Annotated in this window: 7 protein-coding genes and 1 tRNA gene; all 8 read right to left on the bottom strand. The window is 71.8% G+C overall.

Annotation, left to right across the window (positions count from 1 at the left end):
• Positions 1–192: 192 nt before the first annotated feature.
• The 8 genes from ABIC44_RS19535 to gspI all read right to left on the bottom strand — a co-directional run bounded on the left by ABIC44_RS19535 (position 193) and on the right by gspI (position 5,813).
• The gene (locus tag ABIC44_RS19535) at positions 193–1,239 is read right to left on the bottom strand and encodes a Glu/Leu/Phe/Val dehydrogenase family protein (protein WP_354297081.1); all 1,047 of its coding nucleotides are present in this window, start codon (positions 1,237–1,239) and stop codon (positions 193–195) included.
• Positions 1,240–1,371: 132 nt separating this feature from the next.
• Positions 1,372–1,448: transfer RNA gene (locus tag ABIC44_RS19530), tRNA-His, on the bottom strand.
• 81 nt (positions 1,449–1,529) lie between these two features.
• On the bottom strand, positions 1,530–2,252 hold the full coding sequence (locus ABIC44_RS19525) for a type II secretion system protein N (protein WP_354297079.1): 723 nt from the start codon (positions 2,250–2,252) through the stop codon (positions 1,530–1,532).
• Positions 2,252–2,722, bottom strand: coding sequence for a type II secretion system protein GspM (gspM, locus tag ABIC44_RS19520; RefSeq protein ID WP_309698667.1), 471 nt, complete (start codon positions 2,720–2,722; stop codon positions 2,252–2,254). Before gspM ends, ABIC44_RS19525 begins: the two co-directional genes overlap by 1 nt.
• Complete coding sequence (gspL, locus tag ABIC44_RS19515) at positions 2,719–3,801, bottom strand: type II secretion system protein GspL (protein ID WP_354297078.1); 1,083 nt, start codon at positions 3,799–3,801, stop codon at positions 2,719–2,721. The genes gspM and gspL overlap by 4 nt, the downstream gene beginning before the upstream one ends.
• Positions 3,801–4,790 carry a type II secretion system minor pseudopilin GspK gene (gene gspK / locus ABIC44_RS19510; RefSeq protein WP_354297076.1) on the bottom strand — a complete coding sequence of 330 codons (990 nt, stop codon included), beginning with the start codon at positions 4,788–4,790 and terminating at the stop codon, positions 3,801–3,803. Before gspK ends, gspL begins: the two co-directional genes overlap by 1 nt.
• A complete protein-coding gene (gspJ, locus tag ABIC44_RS19505) occupies positions 4,783–5,496 on the bottom strand; it encodes a type II secretion system minor pseudopilin GspJ (RefSeq protein ID WP_354297074.1) in 714 nt (237 codons plus the stop codon). The genes gspK and gspJ overlap by 8 nt, the downstream gene beginning before the upstream one ends.
• On the bottom strand, positions 5,460–5,813 hold the full coding sequence (gspI, locus tag ABIC44_RS19500) for a type II secretion system minor pseudopilin GspI (protein ID WP_502959871.1): 354 nt from the start codon (positions 5,811–5,813) through the stop codon (positions 5,460–5,462). The genes gspJ and gspI overlap by 37 nt, the downstream gene beginning before the upstream one ends.
• Positions 5,814–6,030 lie beyond the last annotated feature (217 nt).

Here is a 6,030-nt window from a genome sequence, read left to right as displayed (position 1 = left end):
TGAGGCGCAGGCGTCGGCAAATATCCGATTTCCAGCGATTTCGTCCGTGAACGCTCCCGCCGAACCGCCTCGCATCGCGTTTTCGGACGGTCTGGGAGGGGTTTGGGGAGGGCAGGCCCCAGGCGATGGTCTCGGTGAGACTCCTTGCCCTCCCCCATCCCCTCCCGCTTGCGGGAGGGGCGTGAGACTCACTTACCGCCCGATCAGGCCCTGTGCGATCTCATCCGCGACATCCGACGCCGGATGGCCCGTCTCGGCCGAGCGCTGCCACACCTGCTCCAGCCGTTCGGGGATCTTGGCAATGCGCGCCATGACCTCGGCCTCGTCGCCCTGCCCCAGATATTCCAGACCGACATTGATGATGCCGCCCGCGTTGATGACGTAATCGGGGGCATAGAGGATGCCCGCTTCCGCCACACGCGCGCCGTCCTCGCGGGTCGCCAACTGGTTGTTCGCGCCGCCCGCGACGACCTTGGCCTTCAGCCGCTGGATCGAATCGGCGGTCAGCACCGCGCCCAGCGCATTGGGGCTGACCAGATCGACATCGGCGAACAGTATCTCATCGGCCGGGGCGACGCTGGCACCCAGTTCCGCCGCCATCTGTTCGGCCCGCGCCTGGTTGACGTCGGCGATGGTCAGCACCGCGCCGTCCTTGGCCAGCAGCTTAGCCAGACCGCCGCCGACCGAGCCCACGCCCTGGATCGCGACGCGCACGCCCTTCATGTCGGTCGCGCCCAGTCCGCGCGCGGCGGCCGCCTTCACGCCCAGATAGACGCCGTGCGCGGTGTAGGGGCCGGGATCGCCGCCCGCCGCGCCGCTCGCGACCGGCAGGCCGGAGACATAGCGGGTCTGGGTCGCGATGACCTTCATCCGCTCTTCCGACATGCCGACATCCTCGGCGGTGACGTAACGGCCGCCCAGCGATTCGACCGCGCGGCCGAACGCCTCGAGCTGTGCGGTGGTGATGACGTCGCCCGGCTTGGCCGCCAGGACCACGCCCTTGCCGCCGCCCAGCGCCAGGCCGGCCATCGCATTCTTGTAGCTCATGCCGCGCGACAGGCGCAGCGCGTCGGTGATGGCGAGCGCGGGCGTGGCATAGTGCCAGAAGCGCGCACCACCCGCCGCCGGGCCCAGATGAGTGGAATGCACCGCGATGACCGCTTGCAGCCCCGATGCGGGATCGGTGAACAGGTGCACGCCTTCATGCGCGTCGAAATCGGGAAAGCCCCAGTTCGTCATGCTCGTCCTTCGGTCCGACTAAAGCGGTACCGGACCGAGGCTTCTGACCCGGCCACCCAGATCGGCGAGGATATTGGGGGGACACGGGCCTGAAAAGGGCCGGTGCCGTGGCCAGCGAGTGGCCGGAAAGAATGGGGCGACCGACGGGACTTGAACCCGCAACTTCCGGCATCACAAGCCGGCGCTCTAACCAATTGAACTACGGTCGCCGCGAAGGCTTGCGCCCCTAAACGGGATCACCCGGTCTCGTCAAGCGCCCAAAACCGTCCCCGTCAAAAATTACCTCTCCCTCAAAAACGCCCCTGCGCGGAAAGCCGGTATCCGCCGCCCGATCCGGCGACGAAGCCCAGCTGCTCCAGCCGCGCCGCCGCCGCCGGGTCGCCCGGCGTCAGGACCAGGTCGGCGGTATAGCGGCCATCGGGGCGGATGCGCAGGTTCACCGCCTCGCTTCCCCCCTGTCCCGTCATCGGCAGCAGCAGCGCCCCCGCCTCGCACCGGGCATTGCCCGTCATCACCGGCGGCAGCGGCAGACCGCCCGCCTCGCCCGCGACGGTCGCCCGCACGCGCCCGCCCGCTTCCTCGCACACCCCGTCGCGGAACCGCACGGTCACATCCTCCAGCGCCAGCGTCGTGACGGGCAGCGGCGCGAACAGCGTGGCGGCGGGCAGGCTGGCGGTCACGCCGTCAATCCCCATCGCATGGCGGCTGATCGTCGCAGCGCCCAGGATCGGACGCCCATCGGCCCCCGCCCCCTCGAACGCCAGCTTCGCCTGCCCGACCAGCAGCGCCAGCGGCGACAGCGAGACGCGCAGGTCGCCCAGCGCCACGTCGCCGAACCGCGCCTCCAGCATGCTGCCGCCCCAGATCGTCCCGCCGATCCGCCGCGCGCTCAATCCCTGATCGGCCAGCCCCGTGGCCCCCAGCGCCAGCCGCATCGGCAGGAAGACGATCAGCGCCACGACCAGCATCGCGGCGAACAGCACCGGCGGACGGGTAGCGAGCCGCAACCGCATCACGACACCCGCGCCCGCAGGACGAGCGCGACGCCCAGCGTCCGGTCGCCATTGTCGGTCAGCGTCGCCTGCTCGACCAGCACCCCGCCGCGCTCCAGCCGCGCCAGCCAGGGGGTCAGCGCGGCGGCGCGTGCCGAGGCGATCTGCGCGCGCACCCGGCCGGGGCCGTCCTCGGTCAGGCCGGACAGGGTGAAGCCCGCCTGCTCGGCCGACAGGCGGATGGTGTCGGCCAGCGTCCCCGACAAGGCGGGGCGGCGGCGGCGCTGGCGCAGTTCGTCGGCGATGGCCTGCGCCTCGCCCAGCCGGATCACCGCATCGGCATGGCGCTCGCGCGCGCTCGACAGGCCGTCGCCCAGCGGACGCAGGATGCCGCCCCAAAGGAGCGTGACGACCATCAGCGCGGCCATGACCAGCAGCAACCGCTTCTCGCGGGTCGAGCGGCCGTCGAACCAGAGCTTGAGCGAGGTCATCGTCCGCGCACCGTGAATTCTCCCGTGATCCGCCCGCCCGCCGCGACGAAGGTGCTCGCCTGGACGGTGAAGCCCTGCGCCTCGATCGCGCGCTTCAGGTCGGTGGCCAACGCCTCGCGGTCGACCGCCACGCCCAGCCTTATGTCGCCGCTCGGCTGGAAATCCATCGCGGTCAACTCGGAACCGGGCACGCTGCGCACCGCCGAGAAGACCGCCGCCGCCGTCCGGCTGAACCCCTGGCCCGGCCCGCGCACCGCCGACAGCCGCTCGGCCAGTTGGCGATCGGCATCGACCAGCGTTTCCCCGCGCGGCAATGCGGTGCGCGCGACCTGCTCGATCCTGGCCTCGGTCGCGTCGGCGGCAAAGCTGTATTTGGTCCAGCGCACCAGATCGATCGCCAGCGTCACCGCGACGATCGCCAGCCCCAGCCAGCCGAGCCGCCGCACCAGCCGCCAGTCGATCGCGAAGGACCGGCGCCGCGCGAACGGCCCCTGCCGCAGGTCGAGCGCGGGTGCCGCCGCCGCCGCGCCCAGCATGTCCGCCAGCGCATCGGCATCCAGATCGGCCAGCGGATCGTCGCCCGTCACGATCTCGGTAAAGCCGGGCTCATCGGCAAAGCCCGAGGCGCGTCCGCGCACCACCCCCTGCCCGGCAAGGCTGCCCCGCACATAGCCCTGGTCGGGGCGCGGCAGCAGGAGCGGCGCGGGCACCACCGCCACCGGATCGACGCCCATCCCCGCCAGCCGATTGAGCCAGCGCGCCATCGCGCCACGATTGACGATGCCAATGGCCCGGTTGCCCGCGTCATCCTCGCCCACCGCGACATGCAGCTCGTCCATCGGCGCGGCGCTGACCTCCGCGGCCAGCAGCCGTGCGGCGGCGGCGGCCTGCGCGGTCGAGCGGGCGGGGATCTCGGCCCAGTGGAGCGACACCGCATCGGCGGGCGCGACCGCGATCACCTCGCCATCGCCCTGCGGCAAGCCCTCGCCCGCCGCCGCGACGCGCGCATCCTCGATCCGCATCCAGCGATAGTCGCCGCCCTCGCCCGGCGGCAGGAACAGGAGGTTGGTCGCACTCATCACTCTTCCCCCCATATCCGCGCCACCAGTTGCGGCGGCACCCGCCTGGCATCGACCAGCGCGCGCTCCTGTACCGTCACGCCGCCCAGCGTCACGTCGATGCTCAGGGCGAACCAGCGGGTCGTCACCGCCACGCCCCCCGCGCCCGTCGCCCCCGGCACCTGTGCCCAAAAGGCGCTCGCGTCCGCATAGCCTTGCGGCGGGCGGCGCAAAAGGGCCTGGGCGATGGCACCGGGCGAAATCGTATCGACCTGCGCCATCGCCACCAGCGGCGCCTGTTCGGGGGCGAGCGTGTTGATGTTGACCATGGTCGGGCTGGCATCGGACAGCGTGCACAGCCAGGGGCGCAGCCGGGCATAGAGTTCGGGCGTGACGCCGTTGACCATCCGCATCTCGCTGACATCGGCCATCAGCGTGCCGCCGGTCCGGTAAGGCGGATCGCGGCCCAGATAGAGCGCATCCTCCGCCCCGCCGCCTTGCGGGTTCTGGTCGCTGTCGATCCAGTCGGCGGTGGCGGCCGCGACCTGTTCGGCCACCTGCCCCGGCACGCCGATCAACCGCATCAGCTTGGCGAAATGCGCCGTCTCGACGGCATTGCCGATCAGCATACCGGGCTGGCCGGGCGCGCGCTGTGCCAGGCCGTTGAGGTTGAAGCAGTTCCCGCCATCGGTGACGCGCGCGGTCGCGACCGCCCCGCCCGCGACATCGCCCAGCGGCAGCGCGAAGGGCCGGTCGCTCCATCCGCCGAGCAGCGACACCCGCCCCTGCGACCGCTGGAGCAGATCGCCGATGCGGATGATCGCCAGCGCCTCGGCCGCATAGGCAAAGCCGCGCGCCTGCTCGATCGCGACCGAATTGCCGCCCAGCCGGGTCGACAGACGCAGCTTTTCCAATGCGGTCGCGGCCATCACCGCGATCACCGCGACCAGGATCAGCACGGTGAGCAACGCCGCGCCGCGCTCGCCGGAGGGGGGCGGACGCCTAGCCATTGGGTGTCGGTGCAGGCGTCGGTGTGGGGGTGGGCGCCGGAGCCGCCGCGGCGTCGCCGATATAGCCTGTGCCGACCAGGAACAGTTGGCGAAAGATCATGCCGTCGTCGCGCACGATCGTCACCTCGGCCGCCTGTGGCAGGGCGATGCCGGGCTGCCCCTGCCACTGGTCGAGCCATGCGCCGTTGAAGCGATAGCGCAGGTGCAGTTCGCGGACATGGTCCATCAGCGCGGCGGGCTCCATCGGGGCGGCCCCGTCGAGCAGCGGCCAGGCCACCCGCTCCAGCACATCGCCGTTCAGGCGGTAGGCGACCTTTTGCAAGGACGGGCGCTGCGCACCGTCCAGGTTGCTCCACCCGGCGCGGACCAGCCGCATCGCATCGGGCCCGGCGACCATCGCGGGGGTCAGCACCGCGCCCTCGTCGCGCGTCGGACGGTCGACCGCCTGGGCCAGGTCGGCGGACAGGATCGCGGTCGTCCGGCTGACCGCCGCCATCGCGTCCAGCTTCTGCCCCGTGACCGCCTGGGTCCGCACGCTCAGCGACAGGATCGCCACGGCGGCGGCGGCGAGCATCGAGAAGATGAGGAGCGCCACCATGACCTCGACCAGGGTGAAGCCGTTGGCTTCCCCTCCATTCCGGCCTTCGACGGGGTCGGCCGAGACGACCATCACGACGTCACCACCCCGACCGGCGGCGCGGGCCATGGCGGGCGGACCATCGTCATCCGGCCCACGACGCTTCCCGCGCCATTGGTCACCGCGACATCGATCCGCACCACGCGCACATCGCCCGTCCCGCTGACGATCCGCGTCCATTTCCAGCTGCGCCCGCCATTCACCTCCGCCCCCGACGTCCGGCCGAGCGCGGGTGCCTGCGGGTCGGTGACGGCGGCGATCGCGATGTTGCGCGCGACCATCTGCGAGACCAGCGTCTCGTCCAGGATCGAGGCCCCCCGGATCGTCGCACTCTCCAGCCGGACGATCGCCATCGCCGCCAGGCTGAACACCGCCAGCGCGACCATGATCTCGATCAGGGTGAAGCCACCTTCTCCCCTGCAAGGGGAGGTGGCAGGCCGGCGGCATGACGGAGGGGTGTAACCGCCAGCGAGGGAGTGAATCCCGAGCGGCGACACCCCCCCCGGCCCGGCGCCCCGGGGCACCAACCCATGGAGGGGGGGGATTGGGGGCCCCCCACCCCACCCGCCCCCCCCCGCCGGGCGCCCCGCTGCCGCCCGACCA

This window comes from Sphingomonas sp. 1185, assembly GCF_040544655.1.
Classification (GTDB): domain Bacteria; phylum Pseudomonadota; class Alphaproteobacteria; order Sphingomonadales; family Sphingomonadaceae; genus Sphingomonas.
The sequence above is the reverse complement of the archived record's forward strand: the minus strand, read 5'-3'. Positions and strand labels throughout refer to the sequence as shown.

What these genes read in the sequence shown, in the direction of transcription:
- ABIC44_RS19535 (WP_354297081.1), bottom strand. Translation starts at nt 1,239, where the DNA reads ATGACGAACTGGGGCTTTCCCGATTTCGACGCGCATGAAGGCGTGCAC.
- ABIC44_RS19525 (WP_354297079.1), bottom strand. Translation starts at nt 2,252, where the DNA reads ATGCGGTTGCGGCTCGCTACCCGTCCGCCGGTGCTGTTCGCCGCGATG.
- gspM (WP_309698667.1), bottom strand. Translation starts at nt 2,722, where the DNA reads ATGACCTCGCTCAAGCTCTGGTTCGACGGCCGCTCGACCCGCGAGAAG.
- gspL (WP_354297078.1), bottom strand. Translation starts at nt 3,801, where the DNA reads ATGAGTGCGACCAACCTCCTGTTCCTGCCGCCGGGCGAGGGCGGCGAC.
- gspK (WP_354297076.1), bottom strand. Translation starts at nt 4,790, where the DNA reads ATGGCTAGGCGTCCGCCCCCCTCCGGCGAGCGCGGCGCGGCGTTGCTC.
- gspJ (WP_354297074.1), bottom strand. Translation starts at nt 5,496, where the DNA reads ATGGCCCGCGCCGCCGGTCGGGGTGGTGACGTCGTGATGGTCGTCTCG.
- gspI (WP_502959871.1), bottom strand. Translation starts at nt 5,813, where the DNA reads ATGGTCGCGCTGGCGGTGTTCAGCCTGGCGGCGATGGCGATCGTCCGG.